At 59.0% G+C, this 21,112-nt stretch carries 17 protein-coding genes; 4 read left to right on the plus strand and 13 right to left on the minus strand.

From position 1 onward, the window contains the following. Positions 1-290: 290 nt before the first annotated feature. The 4 genes from HMJ29_RS11120 to nagA all read right to left on the minus strand — a co-directional run bounded on the left by HMJ29_RS11120 (position 291) and on the right by nagA (position 5,899). The gene (locus HMJ29_RS11120) at positions 291-956 is read right to left on the minus strand and encodes a hypothetical protein (protein WP_171591550.1); all 666 of its coding nucleotides are present in this window, start codon (positions 954-956) and stop codon (positions 291-293) included. Positions 957-1,375: 419 nt separating this feature from the next. Next, positions 1,376-2,119, minus strand: coding sequence for a YqjF family protein (locus tag HMJ29_RS11125; RefSeq protein WP_171591551.1), 744 nt, complete (start codon positions 2,117-2,119; stop codon positions 1,376-1,378). 249 nt (positions 2,120-2,368) lie between these two features. Next, the gene (locus HMJ29_RS11130) at positions 2,369-4,549 is read right to left on the minus strand and encodes a TonB-dependent receptor (protein WP_171591552.1); all 2,181 of its coding nucleotides are present in this window, start codon (positions 4,547-4,549) and stop codon (positions 2,369-2,371) included. A 216-nt stretch (positions 4,550-4,765) separates the two neighbouring features. Further along, positions 4,766-5,899, minus strand: a complete 1,134-nt coding sequence (nagA, locus tag HMJ29_RS11135) for an N-acetylglucosamine-6-phosphate deacetylase (RefSeq protein ID WP_171591553.1) — start codon at positions 5,897-5,899, stop codon at positions 4,766-4,768. A 110-nt stretch (positions 5,900-6,009) separates the two neighbouring features. Here nagA and HMJ29_RS11140 point away from each other — a divergent pair, with 110 nt between their 5' ends. Then, entirely contained in the window at positions 6,010-6,291 is a 282-nt protein-coding gene (locus HMJ29_RS11140; RefSeq protein WP_171591554.1) for an acylphosphatase, read from the plus strand. A 69-nt stretch (positions 6,292-6,360) separates the two neighbouring features. On the opposite strand, the gene typA is transcribed toward HMJ29_RS11140, so the two are convergent. Further along, complete coding sequence (gene typA, locus HMJ29_RS11145) at positions 6,361-8,169, minus strand: translational GTPase TypA (RefSeq protein ID WP_171591555.1); 1,809 nt, start codon at positions 8,167-8,169, stop codon at positions 6,361-6,363. 256 nt (positions 8,170-8,425) lie between these two features. On the opposite strand from typA, the gene msrB reads away from it, so the two are divergent. The 3 genes from msrB to HMJ29_RS11160 all read left to right on the plus strand — a co-directional run bounded on the left by msrB (position 8,426) and on the right by HMJ29_RS11160 (position 10,491). Next, the gene (msrB, locus tag HMJ29_RS11150; RefSeq protein ID WP_171591556.1) at positions 8,426-9,001 is read left to right on the plus strand and encodes a peptide-methionine (R)-S-oxide reductase MsrB; all 576 of its coding nucleotides are present in this window, start codon (positions 8,426-8,428) and stop codon (positions 8,999-9,001) included. A gap of 159 nt (positions 9,002-9,160) precedes the next feature. Further along, positions 9,161-9,958, plus strand: coding sequence for a DUF3050 domain-containing protein (locus HMJ29_RS11155; RefSeq protein ID WP_171591558.1), 798 nt, complete (start codon positions 9,161-9,163; stop codon positions 9,956-9,958). Positions 9,959-10,131: 173 nt separating this feature from the next. Continuing rightward, complete coding sequence (locus tag HMJ29_RS11160; RefSeq protein ID WP_171591559.1) at positions 10,132-10,491, plus strand: hypothetical protein; 360 nt, start codon at positions 10,132-10,134, stop codon at positions 10,489-10,491. Here the strand turns inward: HMJ29_RS11160 and HMJ29_RS11165 are convergent. The 8 genes from HMJ29_RS11165 to HMJ29_RS11200 form a co-directional block, all read right to left on the minus strand. Then, a complete protein-coding gene (locus HMJ29_RS11165) occupies positions 10,484-12,250 on the minus strand; it encodes a HAMP domain-containing sensor histidine kinase (protein WP_171591560.1) in 1,767 nt (588 codons plus the stop codon). The two genes, HMJ29_RS11160 and HMJ29_RS11165, sit on opposite strands and share 8 nt — an antisense overlap. A 156-nt stretch (positions 12,251-12,406) precedes the next feature. After that, on the minus strand, positions 12,407-13,588 hold the full coding sequence (locus tag HMJ29_RS11170) for a sensor protein KdpD (protein WP_171591561.1): 1,182 nt from the start codon (positions 13,586-13,588) through the stop codon (positions 12,407-12,409). Between the two features lie 88 nt (positions 13,589-13,676). Then, complete coding sequence (locus tag HMJ29_RS11175) at positions 13,677-14,810, minus strand: porin (RefSeq protein ID WP_171591562.1); 1,134 nt, start codon at positions 14,808-14,810, stop codon at positions 13,677-13,679. A gap of 222 nt (positions 14,811-15,032) precedes the next feature. After that, positions 15,033-15,602, minus strand: a complete 570-nt coding sequence (gene kdpC / locus HMJ29_RS11180; protein ID WP_171591563.1) for a potassium-transporting ATPase subunit KdpC — start codon at positions 15,600-15,602, stop codon at positions 15,033-15,035. 57 nt (positions 15,603-15,659) lie between these two features. Then, positions 15,660-17,705, minus strand: a complete 2,046-nt coding sequence (gene kdpB / locus HMJ29_RS11185) for a potassium-transporting ATPase subunit KdpB (protein ID WP_171591565.1) — start codon at positions 17,703-17,705, stop codon at positions 15,660-15,662. 94 nt (positions 17,706-17,799) lie between these two features. After that, positions 17,800-19,500, minus strand: a complete 1,701-nt coding sequence (kdpA, locus tag HMJ29_RS11190; protein ID WP_171591566.1) for a potassium-transporting ATPase subunit KdpA — start codon at positions 19,498-19,500, stop codon at positions 17,800-17,802. A 101-nt stretch (positions 19,501-19,601) separates the two neighbouring features. Then, positions 19,602-19,727: a potassium-transporting ATPase subunit F gene (locus tag HMJ29_RS20350; protein ID WP_216634047.1), complete on the minus strand. Its 126-nt coding sequence runs from the start codon at positions 19,725-19,727 to the stop codon at positions 19,602-19,604. 307 nt (positions 19,728-20,034) lie between these two features. Then, entirely contained in the window at positions 20,035-21,105 is a 1,071-nt protein-coding gene (locus HMJ29_RS11200; RefSeq protein WP_171591567.1) for a TlpA disulfide reductase family protein, read from the minus strand. Positions 21,106-21,112 lie beyond the last annotated feature (7 nt).

Genomic DNA, 21,112 nt, shown 5'->3' on the forward strand with positions numbered 1-21,112 from the left:
ATGTTTAGGAAGCTGGCCGGAGGGATGAGTTTCATAAACTCGGAGCCAGATGCTTTCCCGGGTTTAGACAAACAGGACTTTTTTCAGGTTGAGGCCCTCTAGAAACTCCGATCTTCATCTAGTTTTCGTCCCTTGACATAATTTCAGTTATATGCCCCGCCTCGAAAAAGTGGCAGTTTCTGCCTTACAACGCGGGGGCTACTAGTATGTTAATTTGCGGAGAGGAGAGCCTCAATCAGGGTATTCATGAAGCGCAACCCGTTACTTGCCGAGTAGCCCTATTAGTCGCTTTACTCTGTCCCCACAATGCCTAATGGCAGCGAGTACCATGCCCGGAAATAGGGACATGTAGTGTGGACGCCAAATTGGTCGTTGGTAATCCATTTGCCCCGTTTTGTGAGCGCATAAACTGGGTCGTACCACCAGCGGTTGGGCCCTTCGTATAGGGTCGCTCGCACGGTCGAGCCTCCGGCGTCGAGGCATGCCGACAGACGGGAGTGGGTAAGCGTTTTTTCCAGCAGCAGGTGAGCGCGCTTTTTCCCGTCGCGAGTGACTTTTTCCGGAAACTCGAATCGAAATACGAAGCGCTGTTTCTGCACTTGGTGGTAGGCGTGATCAAATACGGCCTCGTCCCAGTGGAAGGCGCGGCACAAGTTCCCCACCGCCTCGTGCAAGCGGTCCAACAGGAAACTCAGCTTGGCCGGGTCAGATAGGGCGTCGTAAGTCGGCGCATGCGCGTACTGATCTAGGACCGCCACCGAACCGACTATCCAAGCCTGAGTAGGCTTCTGCTCCGCTACCAGAGTGATGCTGATGCGCGAGGTGTTGGGGGGCTTGTAGCCGTGCAGGAACTGCTGGTACAGGTCGCTAACGTAATTGGCGCGATGCTGAAACTGGCGCTGGCCTTCCGCCGGATGAAATTGGTCGTGGAGCGTCAGGTCAGTTAAGCGGGCCATGATTGCAAGATACTGCGGCGGCAACTGTTTTCCGATGCATACACAAGCTCGGTGGTCTAAGCCAAGAAGGGCCTTTCTCAGCTTATTCAACCATGAGGCGGTACTGCCCTGCCTAGTGGTCGCGCGTCTGAGTCACCGGACGCTGCGCTTCCTGCTCCAGCCGTGGGTTCTGCCATGTCCCAAGAAGTGAGGCAAGGCCTTATTCTAGCTCCACTACTAAGGACTGATAAGCGCCCCATAACTTATCGGTCCTTAGTTGAAGGGAGAAATAAGTCTTGAATTATATTTCTCAATAGGGAAGGCTAACTGTTTACCCCTGTGAAATGTAAGCCTAGGTGCGATATAGAGCGTAACAGAACAACAATTTGGAGTTCTGAGCAAAAGGAAGCCCCTAGGCCAGTGCAACCGCATGACTACTGCTATACTCGCTTCAGACCCATTACCCGTACATCAACCGCGTCGGCGGCTAGTAGGTGAGGAGGGCCGGCGGGCGTAGGCAAGCCGTGTGATTCGACTAGAGTGGAGTCCCAGTGATGTAGTGTGGCTTGCCGTAGGGGCCAGGGCTCGTGCCAGAGCGTACCGCGCCATAGTTGAGGCCCCTGAATATCGTGCAGCAGGTTGGGGCCAGAGGTGTAGAGGTGGTAGCGTTCGGTGAGGAAGTATTCCAGGGAGCCGGGTTGCGCACGGGGTAGAGCGGCGCCGGGCGTCCAGGAGGCCGCAAACGTGGCCGGCGGCATTCGGCGGTGCGTGCGTTTGGCCTCAAAATGCAGCTTGCCAGCTTGCTCCGTAAACGACATGCGGGCGTGCAGATAGGGCAAGTGAAACAGCGCCCGTGCCAGCTCCACAGCCACCGGGCTATTGGCATCCAGGGAAAGAAACCACACCCCCGGAACACCATCGAGATGGACGTAGGTACGCACGTTCAGCTCGTGCAAGGAGCGTAGGCCTGGTACCGCCGGCAAGCCTGGAGGCCGCACTTTGCTCATGGAAAACGGCACCACGCCCAGCCACGCCTGTCCCTCAAACAAATCCAACTCCAGCCGCGGCGGCAGATAAGGGCGAAGCAGCTCGGGGCTGGTAGGCCAGTGGGCAAATAGCAGTTCGCTCCACCGCTGATGCAGCAGCGGAATACGAGTCGGGCGGGCGGGGTGAGCGTCAGGCATATCCAGTCAACAACTCCAGGGGGCTTTTGGCTGAGTTGATGGCAGGAAAGTAGTGCTAAAGCCGGAGAGTTCTGCTAGAAAGTACCTTGGACCTCACCCCCCGTCCCCCGCAAATGCTTGATGCGCATTACCTCGGGGAGAGGGGAAGCCTGACGATAATGGATAGTACCTATTGCCCATTACCTTCAGAACGCCCCTTCTCCCGCAGGTAATGTATATCAAGCCAGCGTGGGTTGGGCTAAGAGTGGCCTAGAACTTCGCGGTGGCTGAGAGGTTAATCACACGGCCTTCAATGGGGGCCCAGAGCTGGCGAAAGGTGGGGTTGGTTCGGTCACCCGACCAAATGGTTTCCTTGCGGGTCTGGCGGTAATCGAGCAGGTTTTCGCCGTTCAGCACGAAGCTGATAGGGCCGGTGCTGTAGCGCACCATGCCGGCCAGGAACAGGTAGCCGGGCGTCAGGGGGCCATCATCGCGGTGCTGGCGGCCGGTGTAGGCGGCCTCCAGGCCCGCCCGCCAATGCTCGTTGAACTCGCGGGAAAGCACGCTGGCCAGCTTGTCGCGGGCAATGAGGCTCAGGCGCGGGTTGCCGGGCAGATCGAGGCGGCGCGCATCGGTAAATACATAGCCCAGGTACAGCTCTGTTTCGTCCTGGCGCACGCGCACGTAGGTTTCGAAGCCACGGGTGAGGAAGGGCTGGGCGGCGTTGGAAAACGTGATAAAGCCCGTTCGAGAATCTGTGTTGAGCAGCAGCGGGTGCTGAATCTGGGTCAGGAAAAACGACTGGTTGATGGTGATGTGCAAGGCTTCTTCGCCCTGGCCTGCTACCGCCGTGTAGTTCACATCCCAGTTGGCCCCCGTAGAGCGCTCCGCCTTGTTGGCGTTTGTGAACGGCAGCACCCGGGCAAAGTCACGCTCATCCAGCTCATTCACGAAGAAAGACGGCGCCTTATAGCCTAGGCCACCTCCAAGGCGGGAGGAGAAGTGGCTCCCAATCTTCAGTAGCGCACTCAGGCGGGGCAGCACAAAGGTGCCATAGCGATTGTGGTGGTCAATGCGTAGGCCACTCTGCAGAGTGAAAGCCGGGGTGGGTTTCCAGTCGTCCTGAGCAAACAAGCCCGGCGTAACGTAGTCGTAGGCGCGCAGTTGCAGGTTCTGAGTTTGCACTGGCCTGAACGACTCGCCCGTAACGTTAGCGCCCAGCACCACATCGTGGTGGGACAGTTTCAGGAGTTGGCTGCCTTCGGTGTAGTAGGAGAGCTGGCGGGCATTCAGGCCGGTGGTGTTGGTGGTGGCGTTGCGCTGGAAGCTGCTTAGGCTGCCTTTAAGCACTAGCTGGTCGCCACGCGCGGCGGTGGTGCGGTCGTAGCGGGCATCGGCGGTGTGGCGCCAGCTGTCGTTGTTGATGAAGAACTGGTGGGTGGCGTCGGGCTGCTCGCGCAGCACCTGCATGTCGCCGCCCCGGCGGCGCTCATAAGTGCCGGTGTAGCCAAGTACCAGCTTGCTCTGCGGGGTAGGATAAAGGAACAGGCGCGGGTGAATGAGCACGCTGCCCAGACGCGGCACATCGGAGTAGCCATCCCCGTTCACATCTACGGCCTGCTGGCGAGTGCCGCCCACAAACAGGGTGTAGCCCACCTTCTCGTTGCGGCCCGAAAAGAAGCCGTTGAGGTTAGACTCCCGCAGGGTGCTGATGTTGGCCAGAACCGTGCGCTCGGGGCCATTAAGCTGGGGTTCCTTGGAAATAAGGTTGATCATGCCCGCAATGGCGCCGCCCCCGTAGAGCGTGCTGCTGGCCCCCTTGATAATTTCTACCTGACGCAAATCAAGCGGCGGAATTTGCAGAATCCCGAAGGAGCCCGCGTAGCCCCCAAACAACGGCAAACCGTCGCGCAGAATCTGGGTGTATTTGCCCTGCAGGCCCTGAATCCGCAGGTCGGCATTGCCGGTGGTAGCGGAGGTGGGCTGAATCTGGATGCTGGCCACGTCGCCCAGAATGCTGGCTACGTTACCCGGTTTGATGCCGCTTTCCTCTTCCAGCTCCTCGGCGCCCAGTACCTCAATGCGCGTAGGCAAATCCTCGATGCGGGAGTTGGTGCGCGTGCTGGTTACCACTACTTCCTCCAGGGCATTGGAGTCGGGCCCGAGCAGCACCGTCAGCGGCTCGCCGGCTTGGGGCAAAGCCACCGTCACAGTTTTCACGCGGTAGCCCAGGTAGCTAAACACCAGCTCGGCAGTGGGCCCAGAAATGTTATCCAGTGTAAGCTGGCCCTGCACATCGGTGGCCCCCCCATTGGAGGTACCACGCACGGCCCCGCTCACACCTACCAGCACCTCGTGGGTGAGGCTGTCGCGCACCACGGCACGGACGGAATATTGCGCCAACGCTGCTGGGCCGGCTAGCAGCAGCAACGCTAAGATGAGAAATCGCATAGGAAAGGGAATGTACGGCGCAAGGTCGCCAGGTTACATGAAGAATGGCTGAAGTAGCACCTTACCCCCGGCCCCTCTCCCCGGGCGAGGGGTACGTTCGGGAGGCAATGAGTAATGAACAGGGAGCAATTATCAAGGAGCAATGCCTCCCTGTCCATTACTTATTGTCTTGCGTCTGGCACTCCTCTCCCCGAGGAGAGGGGATGGGAAAGTGGCCTAGACCTGATGCCAATGTAACTCGCCTTGGCGAGCGGTGGCGTATACCTGTAAATCAGCATCAAACAGAAAGAAATCAGCGGTACAGCCTTCTTGCAACAGGCCTAGCTTATCATCTTGCCCAATTACTCGAGCGGGGTAGAGGGAAGCCATCCGCAGGCTTTCGTCCAGTGACAGACCTACGTGCTCCACGCAATTACGCACGGCTTGGGGCATGCTGAGGGCTGAGCCGCCCAAGATGCCCTGCTCATCTACGTAATGGTCGTGGCGGAGCTGGAAGCGGTAAGCGCCGTGCTGGCTGTCGGTTACGGCATCGGTGATGAGGAACAGCCGCTCCTGCAGTATTTTTTTGCTGATACGCACGGAGGCAAAGTCGCAGTGAATGCCATCGGCAATGATGCTGGCGTGGGCGTCAGTGGCATCATAAATGGCACCCACCATACCCGGCTCCCGCCCTTGTAGCGCCGACATGGCATTGAACAGGTGCGTGGCCGCCGCAAAGCCTTCTCGGAAACCAGCCGCAGCCTGGGCATAGGTGGCGTTAGAATGTCCCGCCGACAGTACCACGCCCGCCTCGCGTAGCCGCGCCACTACGGCGGGTGTAGCCATTTCGGGGGCTAGGGTCATGATTTTCATTACCCCATCGGCCAGTTTCAGCAGCTCGTCAATTTCCGCTCCCGTGGGCACATGAATAAACTCCTCCTGATGCGCGCCCTTCTTGATGGGGTTGATGTAGGGCCCTTCCAGGTGGATACCTAATAGGCCTAGCGCTGGGTGGCGCCGCTGAAACTCACGGCCTGCTTCCAGAGCTGTGCGCATCATCTCCCAGGAGTTGGTGGGCATGGTAGCCATGAAGCCAGTGGTGCCGTGCCGAAAGGTATGCTGGGCCAGTGCTTCCAGGGCCGCGGGGCCAGGAGCCACGGAAAACAAGTGCCCCGCCGCGCCATAAATCTGCAGATCAAGCAGGCCCGGGGCTACGTTCAGGCCCCGGCCATCAACCACGGGCGCATCGGTCGGCAAACTGCTGGTTTGGGGCAGGAGGGTGGTAATCTGGCCGTTCTCAACCAGCAGGGCATGGTGGGTGAGAATGGCCGTACCGGTGTAAAACGTGCAATTTTGGAGCAGGTAGCGCATCAGGAAAGGGGAGAAGAAGTAGGTAGCGTAGAGTAGAACGGGAGCCGGCCGCTAACTGACCTATTGCCAGGGTTATTTCGTACAAGCACCCAATCAAAACTACCAATTCCATGTCCATCGAACACCGCACTATTCACGTGCACGGTCGCGTGCAGGGCGTCTTCTACCGCCAAAGCACCCGCGCCGAGGCCCGCCGCTTGGGCCTCACCGGCACCGTTTGCAACAACCCCGACGGCACCGTCACGATTGAAGCGGAAGGCCCGGCCGCAGCCTTGGATGCTTTGGCGGCCTGGTGCCAGCAGGGGCCTCCTGCCGCTAAAGTTGAGAAAATAGAAGCACAACCTGGCTTGGTGAGAGGCTACGAAGCGTTTGAGGTGAAGCGAGAGGCCTAAGCAAGTGCTAAAACGAAAAAGGGGGCAGCCACCGGCTGCCCCCTTTTCTTACCTTAGTCAACCAGCGAACTAGTCTACTTTCTTAGCCGAGCGCAGGCGCTCGTTCTCGTCGAGCAGGATCTTACGCATCCGCATCGACTTAGGCGTCACCTCCAGGTACTCATCCTTCTGGATGTATTCCATGGCTTCTTCCAGCGAAAACTGACGCTTCGGAATAATCTTGGCGTTGTCGTCGGAGCCGGAAGCACGCATGTTAGTGAGCTTCTTGCCTTTCTGAATGTTGATGGTCAGGTCGTTGGGGCGGGTGTGCTCACCGATAACCTGGCCAGCGTATACTTCCTCACCTGGATCAACGAAAAACTCACCGCGGTCCTGCATCTTGTCAATGGTGTACGCGGTGCCTGCACCCGTATCCATCGAAATCAGCGAACCAGCAATACGGCCCGGAATCACGCCTTTGTACGGCTCGTAAGCCGAGAAGCGGTGGTTCATGATAGCCTCACCAGCCGTGGCGGTCAGTACGTTGTTCCGCAGACCAATCAGGCCCCGGGCAGGAATGTTGAACTCCAGGTGCTGCAGGTCGCCCTTAGGCTCCATGATGGTCAGCTCGCCTTTGCGCATGGTCACCAGCTCGATAACCTTACCAGCCGTTTCTTCTGGTACGTCAACTACCAGGTGCTCGATGGGCTCCAGGCGGTTGCCGTTCTCGTCTTCACGGAACAGCACCTGGGGCTGGCCTACCTGCAGCTCAAAGCCTTCGCGACGCATGGTCTCGATGAGAACTGACAAGTGAAGAATACCACGGCCGTACACCAGGAACGAGTCCTCACGGTCGGTTTCCTTTACGCGCAGAGCCAGGTTTTTCTCGGTCTCCTTAAACAGACGGTCACGCAGGTGGCGGGAGGTCACGAACTTACCTTCCTTACCGAAGAAGGGCGAGTTGTTGATGGTGAACAGCATGTTCATCGTCGGCTCGTCGATGCTGATGGTGGTCAGCCCTTCGGGGTTTTCAGCGTCAGCGAGGGTGTCGCCGATGTCGAAGCCTTCGATGCCCGTTACGGCGCAGATTTCGCCCGAGCTAACCTCGGCTACTTTCGTGCGGCCCAGGCCTTCGAAAACCTGCAATTCTTTAATCTTAACTTTCTTGATGGTGCCATCACGCTTCACAAGGCTCATGTTAGCGCCTTCCTTCAGCGTGCCGCGGTGTACGCGACCAATGGCGATACGACCCACGAACGACGAGTAGTCGAGCGAGGTAACCTGCATCTGGGGGGTGCCGTCCAGGGTAGGAGCGGGAGGGATAGAAGCCACCACAGCGTCGAGCAGCGGGATGATGCTGTCGGTCTTGGTCTTCCAGTCGGTGCTCATCCAGCCCTGCTTCGACGAGCCGTACAAGGTCACGAAGTCCAGCTGATCTTCCGTAGCACCCAGGTTGAACATGAGGTCGAACACCTGCTCGTGCACCTCGTCGGGGCGGCAGTTTTCCTTGTCGACTTTGTTCACCACCACGATGGGCTTCAGGCCCAGGTCGATGGCTTTGCCCAGTACGAAACGGGTCTGGGGCATGGCGCCTTCGAAGGCATCAACGAGCAGCAATACGCCGTCGGCCATCTTCAGTACGCGCTCCACCTCACCACCGAAGTCGGCGTGACCAGGAGTGTCGATGATGTTGATTTTTACGTCTTTATAACGTACCGATACGTTTTTCGAAACGATGGTAATGCCTCGCTCACGCTCCAGGTCATTGTTGTCCAGGATGAGGTCGTCGAACTGCTGGTGCTCGTCGAACAGCTTGGAGGCGTGAATGATCTTGTCCACGAGCGTAGTCTTGCCGTGGTCAACGTGCGCGATGATGGCGATATTGCGAATGTTCTGCATACAAAGGGTTTTCCGGGCGCAAAGGTACGGAATGTTTACCGCAAAAACGTGCGGGTAATTAATTGTTAATGAGCGGGGAAGAAACTGCGCGCGGATAGCAAGACAACTGCTTGGGTAGCTGAGGTTCCCCAACGGGCTGGCCCAGAACTTTCTGCCGGGCTAAGACCGAACCATAGGCCAGTGCCGTATGTTGAGTAAGTAGCCCGCATATGTGCGCTGGCTGCCTCCATTGAACCCCTTCTCCTCACCACGTCTTATGCGTTCTTCCCTCTTGATTCTGCTGCTTTCTGCCCTGACCCTCAACTCCGCCTGCTCGCAAAATAAAAGCAAGCGCGATGCGAAAATGGACCTGGCCGATTCACCCCGCCCCGTAACTAACCCGTCGGCGGCAGCTAAAGCATACCCTAAACCCAAGCCCGTAACGGGCAAGCCTGATGAATTCCCCATTCGCAAGACTGATGCACAGTGGAAAGCTCAGCTAACGCCCGCGCAGTATTTCATTCTGCGGGAGCAGGGCACTGAGCGGCCGTATGTAAACAAGTATGCCAACAACCACGAGAAGGGTAACTATTACTGCGCTGCCGACCATAACCTGCTGTTTTCCTCCGAAACCAAGTTTGAGTCGGGCACCGGGTGGCCTAGCTTCTGGGCCCCGGCCACCGAGAACAGCCTGAAGGTAACGGCCGACAATAGCCTGGGCATGAGCCGCGACGAGCTGGTGTGCGCCAAGTGCGGCGGCCACCTGGGCCACGTCTTCGACGACGGCCCTAAGCCCACCGGCCAGCGCTACTGCATGGACTCGGACGGCATGATCTTCGAAAAAGCGAAGTAACCCGGGAGCAGAGAGATAGCAGAACATTAGCCTGCCCGCCTGTTCAGGATACCGTCCGGGTATAATTTTGTAGCGGCCCGCTGGCAATCCAAGCCAGCGGGCCGTTTCGTTTGTTAATGGCTTAGAGCGTAAGCTCCGCCGTATCTTTTTCCTTGCTTTATGTCAACTCAAGTTCATTCAGATTCAATTGCTGAGCTACAGAACGCCCTGGCCCCGGCCCGCGAGCAGCTTGTGGCCCACGGCGTGTACCAGTCATTGCACTCGCTGGAAGATTTGCGCGTGTTTATGCAGCACCACGTGTTTGCGGTGTGGGATTTTATGTCGTTGCTCAAGGCCCTGCAGCGGGAGTTAACCTGCGTTGAGGTGCCGTGGGTGCCGCGCGGTAACCCCGCCACGCGCCGCCTCATCAACGACATTGTGCTGGAAGAGGAAACCGACGTAGACCCCGAGGGCAACCCCGCCAGCCACTTCGAGCTCTACCTGCGCTCCATGCGCGAGTGCGGCGCCGATACGGCTCCCATTGAGCGTCTGCTGGCCGCCCTGGCCAAAGGCGCTTCCGTAGGCCAGGCGCTGGAGCAGGCCCAGGCCCCCGCTTCGGTGCGGGAGTTTGTGCTGGACACTTTCCGCGTCATTGAGTCGGGGAAGCCGCATGCCGTGGCGGCGGCATTCACCTTCGGCCGCGAGGATGTTATTCCCGACATGTTCCGCCATTTGGTGGGCGACCTGAGCCGGCGCTTCCCCGGCCAGCTCGACACCTTCACGTACTACCTCAACCGCCACATTCAGCTGGATGAAGAAGTGCACACTCCGCTGGCCCAGCAAATGGTGCGCGACCTGTGCGGCCACGACCCGCAGCGCTGGCAGGAAAGCCAGGAGGTAGCCACTCGCTGCATGCAGGCCCGCGTAGCCCTCTGGGACGGGATCCGGGCAGCTCTGGGCCAGCCGGAAGTGGCCTAGAACAAGCCTAAAACTGTTACTCCGAGCGTAGCGAGGAACCTGGGGTAACCTCTTATGAGTGCACCAGATTCTTCGCTGCGCTCGGAATGACACCATAGGCCAACTTACTGAAGCTGCGGCCCGTTGTAGCAAGAGCTCATCCACTACCGGGTGAGCTCTTGTTGTATAGTGTGATGAAAGCCCGAGTTCCTTCTTGCCCGCTGGCTGCCTTTGTATGGCTAGGCCTATGCGTATCGGCCTGCACTGCCACGCAGGAAAGCGCCGAAGAGCGCCCCGCGCGCGTACCCACCCAAATCCGCACCGATGCCGACCGGCAGGCGGCTTACAACAGCGGCGCCGGCTACGGGGGCTCCGTACCCGATGCTACGCCTGGGCGCGTGCTCATCCGGGAACAGGCCAGCGGCATCAACTCCCGCAAGCGCCCCGAAACCCTGAACTCCAATGATAACAATAATACCACGCCCGAAACCCGCCTGCAGCGCCTCAATGGTGCCCCCGTTGACACGATACGACTCCCAGGAGCACCTAACTAACCAGGGGCAGCGTGAAGCAGAAGGTGCTGCCCATGCCCAGCTCGCTTTCTACCCATAACCGCCCGCCCTGGCTGGTGATGAACTCGCGGGCAATGCTTAACCCCAGGCCTGAGCCACCGCGGTAGCCGGTTTTGTCCGGAATCTGCGCGAAGCGCTGGAAAATCCGGTCGTGGTGTTCGGCCGCGATACCGGGTCCGCGGTCCTGCACACACACCTGCACCATTGGCCCGGCTACCTCAGCCCAAACAGTCAGTGTTTCGCCCGTGGGAGAGTAGCGGATAGCGTTAGCGAGCAGGTTGATAAGCACCCAGGTAGTTTTTTCAACGTCGGCGCAGGCTTTAGGCAGGTTGGGTGGGAGGGCAATTTCCAGGCGGAGCTGCTTGTCATCCAGCTGCGCCTGCACCGTATCGGTGGCATAGCGTACTACTTGGCTCAGGTCAGTAGGGTGCACGTCGAGCTGGATACCAGCTCCGGCATCAAGGCGCGAAACGTTCAGCAGCTCACTCACCATGCGCTGCAGGCGCTGCGTTTCCTGCCGGATGCTGCTGGTAATGCGCTGGCGCTCCTCAGCAGGCACGCGCTCATCCTGCAGTAGCTTTAAGTTGATATTGATGCTCGATAGAGGCGTTTTTAGCTCGTGCGAAACCGTGGCCAGAAAGTTCGACTTTACCTGATCCAGCCGCTTAAAGTCTGACACGTTGTGCAGGGCTAGGATGTGGCCTACGAACTGCATTTCATCAGCGGCCTTGTTAAATGAAACGATGTCGTGAACGGTGAGGCGGAAGTACGCTTCCTCATTATTCTGGGTGATGGTGAATAGCGGAGCCTCGGCCAGGGCCTGCTGACGGCGCGGGGCTTCCAGGGGCGCGAGCAAGGAGCGGAGCAGGTCGTTCTGTTTTGCCAGCTCGTCGGCGGGCTGTCCCACGAGCTGGGCAACCGGCACGCCCAGCAGTTCGGCGGCCGTGGGGTTAGCCAACAGAATGCGCCGGTGCTGATCGATGAGTAGGAGGCCTTCATCGAGGCTGTTCACCAGGCTTTCCATCCGGTTGCGCTCGGTAATCAGGTCGGCGGTGGTAGAGGAGCGGAACTCCTGCAGCCGTACCAGTAAGTGGTTGAAGGCACCGGCTACTGCCCCAAACTCGTTGTGGCTTTCCACCGGAATAGTTTGGTGGTAGTTGCCCTGGCTGGCGTGCCGAATTGCCGCCGTTACCTTCCGCAAGGGTGTTACGGCGGCTTCGGGCACGCTCAGCACCAGGCCTAGGCCTATCAGCAGGGCCAGGGAAATGCAGGCCAGCAGGTAGTGGCTGGCGCGCTCGGTGGCTTGGTTGGAAGCAGAGTTTTTTGTGGTGAGGGCCTGCACGTTCAAGCCAATCATGCGGTGAGTTTGGGTCCGTAGTTGCTCCAGCTGGGCCTGCTGAGCGGCGGCCGGGGCCGCCACTAGTAGCCGCTGGTAGGCTGCCAGGTTGTGCGTGAGCGAGTCAACCAAGGCCTGCTCGCCGGGCTCAGTGAGGTTACCGGCTTCGCGGGTCAGGGCCCGCTCAAACTCGGGTAGCGCATTGGGGGCCGTCGGCGTCGTTTCCATCTTGTCGAGGGCACGTAGCATCTGCTGGCCCAGCTCAATCGTGTAGAAGTTCGCCCGCAGAATAGTGCGCGAACTGGCATCCAGCCGCTGCACCGCATAGTAGGCATACCCGCCAATCAGCAGCAACAGCGCCAGCATAGCCACAAAGCCCAGAGTAATTTTGGTTTTAAGTTGCATGACGCAGAAATGATGATTGTCAGGCGAAAAAAGGGCAGCAGAAAAATGGGTTATAGCTTGCTTATAATAGCCTGAATTCGTGGGCTTAAATTTTCTAGACTGCCATGCTTCGGCTGCACTCAGCCTGATGGTCTGGTTACTTACTGGCTACACTCTTCAGTACGTGACCAGAAAGATGTCTAGCTCCAGGCCAGAAAGGGCCACTGCCCGCACCAGATCCTGCGTGAGGCCGCGGTGGCTGATTTTCTTCCACAGGGTTTTTTCGCTGGTGACGCCGCACACGAGCAGCGTAGCGTTTTTCTCACGGGCTGTGCGCTGAATGGCTGCCACCACGTCATCGTCTTTTACGCGCAGAATCTGGGCGCCCAGCTCGGTGGCCAGCTGCAGGTTGCCCAGCAAATGGCGTTGCGTAGCCAGCCCAATCCGATCCGCTGATTCGCGGGTGGTCTGCACGTAGAGCACGTACCAGACGGCGGCGGAAAGGCGGTCGGCGAGGCGGGAGGTTTTGCGGATGATTTCTTTGGCTGCGGCTGCGTTGGAGTTAATGCAGGCCAGGAGCCGGTCGGTGTTGCGGCGCTCCGGAGCCACCGGCGCGGCCCCGCCCGCCTCCGACTCAATCTGGTGGCCTAGCAGCAACGATACTTCCCGCACCGCCAGCTGCCGCAACTGCAGCAGGTGTTCGGGCCGGAAAAACCCTTGTAAGGCCCTGGGTATTTTCTGCGGGTCGTAGATTTTGCCCTCTTCCAGGCGAGCCCGCAACTCGCCTACCGTCAGGTCCACGTTCACCACTTCATCGGCCTGTTTAAGCAGTAGATCGGGTACCCGCTCCGTTACATCAATGCCCGTAATGCGCAGTACCTGGTCGTGCAGGCTTTCCAGATGCTGCACGTTCACGGCCGTTATCACCGAAATCCCGGCTTTTACCAGCGCCTCTACATCCTGCCAGCGCTTATCGTGCTGGGAGCCGGGCACATTGGAATGGGCCAGCTCATCTACCACCACTACGGCCGGCCGACGCTGCACAATGGCGGCTACATCCATTTCCTCGAGGGCACGCCCCTTGTAGAACAGCGTCTTGCGGGGCACCTGCGGCAGGTCGCGGAGCTGGGCCACGGTTTCAAGGCGGCCGTGGGTCTCGATGTAGCCAAGCACTACGTCTACGCCGTGCTGGCGCAGCTCGTGAGCCTCCTGCAGCATGCGGTAGGTCTTGCCCACGCCCGCCGCCAGCCCCAGGTATACTTTCAGCCGCCCCCGGCGCTTCTGCTGCACCAGCCGCAGAAACCGCTCCGCCGATTGGTCACGGGCCGCATCAGCCGAAAGATCATCACGCAGTGTCATGAGAAGGAAGAGTGGCCTAGCAGATGTTAATGAAAGCTATTAAGGCAGTTCTGGCGGCGGGGCCTACCCCCGGGGTGAGGCCCCGCCGCTAGAACGACAGAGCAATGCTCGACGTGAGGTTGCCGTAGCTGTTGGTGGGCTGGCCATTGCGGTCCGTCAGGAAATCCTGACCCGAGTGGAATACGCGTCCTTCCACCCGAAACGCCACGTTGCTGGTGGGCAGGTAGTCTAGGTTGAGAGAGGCAGACTTTACATTAAAGTTGGCGTCGGTGGTGCTGGGAGAAATAGAGTTGATGATGACGCCGTGGTCGGCGTAGTAGTACTCGGCGCGGGCGGCAGCGGTCCATGTGTCGGCCAGCTTATAGCGTACAAAAGCAGCGCCCGTGTGCCAGGTATCGGCCTTGCTGCCCCGGGTGGCTTTCTCCTGCTTGCCTACATCAAACACACCCGCTACGCTCAGGCGGTCGGTGGCGGCGTAGCTGATATAAAAATCGTGGAAGTAGCGGCGACGCTTCACCAGCTCCTGAGGCTGCTCGTTGCCGTAAAACGTGCTGCTGTTGATAAGCAATTTATCAGTGGGTTTCCACTGAATTTGGGTGCCCACGGCCTTTTTCTGGTTGTTCTCCCGGATGTTCTGCCACCCGTTCAGCACCAGGGCCGTCAGCGTCAGCTTGGGGTCAACCTCGTAGGTAAAGCGCGCCCCGGCCTCGTAATAGGGCGAGTTTTCCGCCATCAGGGAGCGGGTCAGCGTCCAGTTGTCTTTGCTCAGCGCCGACTCAAAGCCAATGTGGGAGCCGAAGATGCCCACATCCAGCCAAGCTTTTTCAAGCGGCCGAAAGCCCGCGTAGGCCTCATAAATGTGCTTGAACACCTGGTCTTCATTGGCATAGTTAGCGGCCACGTATGTACCCGCGTGCAGGCCTATTGCCCCGCGCACCTGCCCGTTATCATAGCGCATCCCAAGTACGGCATTGTTGACCGTGAACTCGTTCTGGCGGTTGTGGGAGTACAAGAAGCCGGGCCGCGTGTTAGAAGCCACGTGCTTGATATCGTAGCCATAATATCCATCCACAAACCCATACGTGGTGAGCGGGTTGGGAGTAGCCTCACTGGGTACCGCCGCGAGGGGTACCGCCAGGGTGGAGTCGGTGGTCGGGGTAGTCTGGGCCAATGTGACAGCGGTGCTGAACAGGCCTAGAGTGAGAAGCGAAAGAGCTTTCATGAGAGGAGGGCGCCGCAAATCAACTTTTTACCAGCGCGAAGAAGGGAGGAATAGCAGTAGCGTAACCAGGCGCTAAAGCAACAGAATAAATATTGAATACGGTTAGTGGGAGGCGCCACAAGTGGCCTAGAGCCAGGCAGCTAGCTGCTCAAGCGGCGTGTTTCGGCATGACCCTCCAAGGCGGAAAGTTTTGCAGCAGGTCGTTCCAGGCTAGTCAACCCACTATCGGCCTTGCAGGGAATCAAGCGCCAGATTCAGGCGCAGCACATTTACTTTAGCGGGGCCGAAGAACACAATGAGCGGCTCCTCCACCTGAGCTGCCACCAGCGCCCGCACCCGGGCAACGGGCAAGCCACGCAAGCGAGCCACCCGCTCTACCTGCGCGTAGGCTCCGGCCGGCGAGAGGTGCGGGTCGAGACCAGAGCCGCTGGCCGTGACCAGTTCCGCGGGCACTTCGGATAGTGCTATGGTAGGGTTATGGCTCAGGAAAGCTTCTACCCGGGTATGCACTGTGGCCAGGTACTCGGGGTTGCTGGGCCCTTTGTTGGAGCCACCCGAGCCGTCGGCAGCGTAGTTTACGGCGGAGGGGCGGGTGTTAAAGTACCCGGGCCGGTCGAACTTCTGGCCTACGTTGGCAAAGCCCACTACGCGGCCGTTGTGCGTCAGCTGCACGCCTTGGCCGTGGCCGGGCGCTACTTGGGCCGCGGTCCATACCAGCGCGGGATAAATCAGGCAACACAGCACAAGCATGGCTAGGGAAAGGCGAAGCGCCGGAAACAGATGTGTTTTCATGAGGGAAGGGAAATAAGGATGCAAGCGGCTCAGGCCGCAACTCAGCTTGGCGAGTGGCTACACAAACACGCCCACCAGCAGGTCAATCAGCTTAATGCCGATGAAGGGGACCAGCACCCCGCCCAAACCATACACCAGCAGGTTGCGGCGCAGCAGCGCCGAGGCGCCAATGGGCTTGTAGGCCACTCCGCGCAGGGCCAGCGGTACCAGCGCCGGAATAATGAGGGCGTTGAAAATGACGGCCGACAGAATAGCCGACTGCGGCGAGTGCAGGCCCATGATATTCAGGGCACGCAGGCTCGGGATGGCCACCATGAACAGGGCCGGCACAATGGCGAAGTACTTGGCCACGTCGTTGGCGATGGAGAAGGTGGTAAGCGTGCCGCGGGTCATGAGCAGCTGCTTTCCTATTTCCACCACCTCAATGAGCTTGGTGGGGTCGTTGTCGAGGTCGACCATGTTGCCGGCCTCCTTGGCGGCCTGGGTGCCGGAGTTCATGGCCACTCCCACATCGGCCTGGGCCAGAGCGGGGGCGTCGTTGGTGCCGTCGCCCATCATAGCGACCAGCTTGCCCTGCTGCTGCTCGTTGCGGATATAGGTCATTTTATCCTCGGGCTTGGCTTCGGCAATGAAGTCATCGACGCCCGCTTTTTCGGCAATAAACTTGGCCGTGAGTGGGTTGTCGCCGGTTACCATCACCGTTTTGATGCCCATGTTGCGCAGGCGCGCAAACCGCTCCTGAATGCCGGGCTTAATGATATCTTGGAGCTCTACCACGCCCAGTACCCGGTCGTTTTCGCTCACCACCAGCGGCGTACCCCCGTTACTGGCAATGGCTTCTACGCGCTGAGTCGTTTCCTGCGGGAAAGGCTGGTTGGCTCTGTTGGCCAGTTGCCGAACGGCGTCGGAAGCACCTTTGCGGATGCGGACGCCATTGGGCAGAGTCACACCGCTGCTGCGGGTTTCGGCCGTGAACTTGATCAACTCAGCACCTTGCAGGCGCGGCTGCAGGGCCTCGGGGCTTACCTGCTTTTCGCGGGCCAGCTCCACAATGCTCTTGCCCTCGGGCGTTTCGTCGGTGAGAGAGGAGAGGGTAGCCAGTTCTATAAACTGCCGTTCCTCTACGCCGGGGGCGGGCCAGAAGTGGGTGGCTTTGCGGTTGCCGATGGTGATGGTGCCGGTTTTGTCCAGTAGCAGCACGTCGATGTCGCCGGCGGTTTCCACGGCTTTGCCGCTTTTGGTGATGACGTTGGCCCGCAGCGCGCGGTCCATGCCAGCAATACCAATGGCCGAGAGCAGCCCGCCAATGGTGGTCGGGATCAGACACACGAACAAGGCAATGAAGGCCGAAATGGCGATGGGCGCGTGCGAGTACTCCGCAAAGGGCTGCAGCGTCACGCACACAATCACGAACACCAGCGTAAAGCCTGCCAGCAGAATAGTAAGGGCAATTTCGTTGGGCGTTTTCTGCCGCGAGGCGCCTTCTACCAGCGCAATCATCTTATCCAGAAACGACTCGCCGGGAGCCGTCGTCACTACCACTTTAATGCGGTCTGACAACACCTTGGTGCCCCCCGTCACCGACGACTTATCACCACCGGCCTCCCGGATGACCGGCGCCGACTCGCCCGTAATGGCCGACTCATCAATGGTAGCCAGGCCTTCGATGATTTCCCCATCGGTGGGAATGATTTCGCCGGCTTCCACCAGAAACACCTGGCCCTTCTGCAGCTGCGAAGACGAAACGGAGGAGATGGTACCTTTTTCGTCGATAACGCGGGCAGGCGTTTCCTCGCGGGTTTTGCGGAGGCTCTCGGCCTGAGCTTTGCCGCGGGCTTCGGCAATAGCCTCGGCGAAATTGGCGAATAGCAAGGTCAGGAACAGGACCAGGAACACGGTGAAGTTGTACCCGAATGAGCCTTGAGCGGCGTCGGGGTTCACCAACAGGCCTAGCGTTACGAGCAGCATGACCACCGTCCCGATTTCCACGGTGAACATCACCGGGTTGCGGAACATGATACGCGGGTCGAGCTTCACGAAGGCCTGCTTTAGGGCCTCCGAAACCAGCGCGGGTTGAAAGAGAGATTGAGATTTGGAAGACATGAGAGTAGAGAACTCAGAGAGTAGAACTTAGAGCTGAGAGTGGCTGTGTGTTAGAGTTAGGCTCTAGGCTCACACTTCTCAGCTCTGAAGCAGGCTAATACAGGCTAAAATGCTCGGCTAATGGGCCAAGGGCCAAGGCTGGGAAGAAGGCCAGGGCGGCAATAATCCAAATCACGAAGAAGATCATCACGCCGAAGGTGGTCGTGTCGGTGCGGAGCGTGCCCACCGATTCGGGGGTGTACTTTTTGCGGGCCAGCAGGCCAGCAATGGCTACTGGGCCAATAATGGGCAGGTAGCGGGCCAGCAGCAGCACCAGACCCGTGCTGATGTTCCACCAGGGGGTGTTGTCGCCGAGCCCCTCGAAGCCGGAGCCGTTGTTGGCCGCCGACGAGGTGTACTCATACAGCATCTCAGAGAAGCCGTGGAAGCCGGGGTTGGCCAGCCACCCGCTCAGGCCCTGCGCATCGTGAGCGTGCAGATACGTGGCCAGGGCCGTGCCGCACAAAATCAGCAGCGGGTGCAGCAGCGCGATGATGAGGGCAATTTTCATCTCGCGGGCTTCAATCTTGCGGCCCAGCAGCTCCGGCGTGCGGCCTACCATCAGCCCCGCGATGAACACGGCCACGATGATGAACACGAAGAAGTTGAGGAAGCCCACGCCCACCCCGCCAAAAAAGGCATTAGTCATCATGCCCAGCATGGCGTTCATGCCGGAAAGAGGCGTGAGCGAGTCGTGCATGGCATTCACTGAGCCGTTGCTGGTAACGGTGGTCTGAATGGCCCAGAGGGCGGAAGCCGCCGCTCCCAGGCGCATTTCCTTGCCCTCCAGCGAGCCCAGGCTCTGGTTGATGCCCAAGCGACTGATAGCGGGGTAGCCGTGCATTTCCAGGTACACGGTGGGTAGCTGCAGCAGCAGGTAGCCAGCCATCATCACCCCAAACACCATCCAGCCCAGCTTAGGCCGGCGCAGGTAGTAGCCGAACGCCAGGGCCATAGCCATCGGAATCAGGATAATGCCGATGTTCTCGACGGCATTGGTCAGGTACGTGGGGTTTTCGAGCGGGTGGGCCGAGTTGACGCCGAAGAAGCCGCCGCCATTGGTGCCAATCTGCTTGATACCAATCATGGCCGCCGCTGGGCCGCGGCTAACCTGCACAGAGTCACCCTGCAGCGTGAGGAGAGGCTGTTTGCCCTGAAGCGTCATGGGCGTGCCCTGGAAGGCCAGCACCAGGGCCACTACCAGCGCCAGCGGTAGCAGCACGCGGGTGATGCTGCGCACGAAGTACACATAGAAGTTGCCCAGCTTGTCGGTGGTACGCTCCCGCAGGGCATTAAATACCACCACACAGGCCGCTAGGCCAGTAGCCGCCGTCACGAACTGCAGAAACATGATGACCATGATCTGCGAGAGGTAAGTCAGGCCTGCTTCGCCGGAGTAGTGTTGCAGGTTGCAGTTCACCAGAAAGGAAATGGCCGTGTTGAAGGCCAGATCCGGCGACATAGAGGCGTTGCCATCGGGATTCAGCGGCAGGCTACCCTGGGTGCAAAGCACCAGCATAGCCCAGAAAAACCACAGCAGGTTAATGGTCAGCAGCGCCATCAGGTGCTGCTGCCAGCTCATTTCTTGAGCGGGATTGATGCCTGCCACGCGAAACAGGCCGCGTTCCAGCGGGGCCAGAAAGTCAGTCCAGGTACGGTCGCCGCGGTACACGGCTGCCAAGTAGTGGCCCAGCGGTATGGCCAGCACCACCGTCGCCAGCAAAATGCCAGCAATGCCGAGAAGTTCAGTGTTCATTATGAATGAGGTTGGGGGTCAGTCTGCGCTGCGTCAGTAGTGCCTAGTGAGGGAGGGTGCTAGGCCTATTGGGCAAGCAGCGCAGAAATGCGGACGAGCGGTTAAAAGCGCTCGGGGCGGAGCAGCACGTAGCTGAGGTAGCCGAAAGCGGCCAGCGCGAGCACAAACAGGGCAATCATCATGGCAAGGAGCAGTAAGTTGGTTTCAGATGCGCCCGAATACCCCAACGGACTTGTAGAAGAGCCAGAAGCCAGCGCAGCCTACGGCCGTGAGCAGCGGAATTAATAAGGCAGGTGCCATAAGCAAGTGTGGTTAAGCGTGTATCGTCCTACTTGCCAATCCTGGCCCGCTATGGCTTCTGGGTAACTTATTGTTTAGTATGTGCTTGATTGTCAGAATAAATATTTTTGCAAAGCATGGATGCGGATAGGCCCAGACGCAAAAAACCGGGTCATTCTGACTCGGTATATCGGTCAGAACAACCCGGTTTGGTTGGGGAGGAGCTACGGTAGCTGCCTCGGGAAGTAGAAAGAGCTACTTGATAAGCTGCGCCAAAGTAGCTCTTAAGTCTGCGCCTTTCAGGTTGGCGGCAATGATTTTGCCGGTGGGGTCAATCAGGTAGTTCTGCGGAATGCCGCGCACTTGGTACATCCGGGCGGCCTCGTTTTCCCAGCCGCGCAGGTCCGATACCTGCGTCCAGGGTAGTTGATCGTCCTGAATAGCCTTCACCCATTTGGCCCGATCCTTTTCATTATCAAGCGACACCCCCAGTACCTCAAAGTTGCGGCCCTTGTACTCGTTGTAAGCTTTAGCTACAGATGGGTTTTCCTGCCGGCAGGGTCCGCACCACGAGGCCCAGAAGTCAACCAGCACATACTTGCCCCGGTAGTCGCGCAACGACACGGTTTTGCCGTCGGGCGTTTTCTGGGTAAAGTCGGGGGCCTGGGCCCCAATAGCCACTGCCTTCAGGCCGCGTACCAACTCGCCGTATTCACGGCCCTGAGGGCTGTTCTTAAGGGCTGGGCTGAGCGCTTCGTAGAGCGGTCCTACCGTATTGTACTGCGGCAAATCCAGCATTTGTAGGCCTAGCAGGGCATCTAAGCTGGCCCAGGAGTTCGGGTTAGCCTTAATAAACGTGTAATAGGAAGTGGCAATCTGCTTGTTAAAGGCCTCGAACTTACCCCTCATCTGCTCCTGATAGGCGGCGTCTTGCCGCTGCTGTTCAGTGGCCTTTTGAGCCTCGGCCCCAAAAGCCTGGATATTCGCAATAATGGGCTTTATTGACTCAGTGAGGCGTACATAGTCTGTGGTAGCCGGGCCGCCCTTGAGGGTAGCATGCGCTAGTGAGTCGGGGCTGGTGACGAGCAGCGTACCGGGCTCCAGGAAAACGCGAGTGCGGTCCAACTGTCCATACATGCTGGTCAAACGGCCCTTGCGCCGAAAAACAAGGTCGGCGGTAACAGGTGTTTCGGTGGTGCCTTTCAGTTCAAAGGCACCATTCTTCAGTGTAGCTGAGTCAGTTATAGCCATTCCCCGCACTAGGTAAACTTTGGCGGGCGCATTCAGCGTACCCAGCTTACCCTTGATAATGAAGGGTGTAGTCATTTGCGCG

Source organism: Hymenobacter taeanensis (assembly GCF_013137895.1).
GTDB lineage: Bacteria > Bacteroidota > Bacteroidia > Cytophagales > Hymenobacteraceae > Hymenobacter > Hymenobacter taeanensis.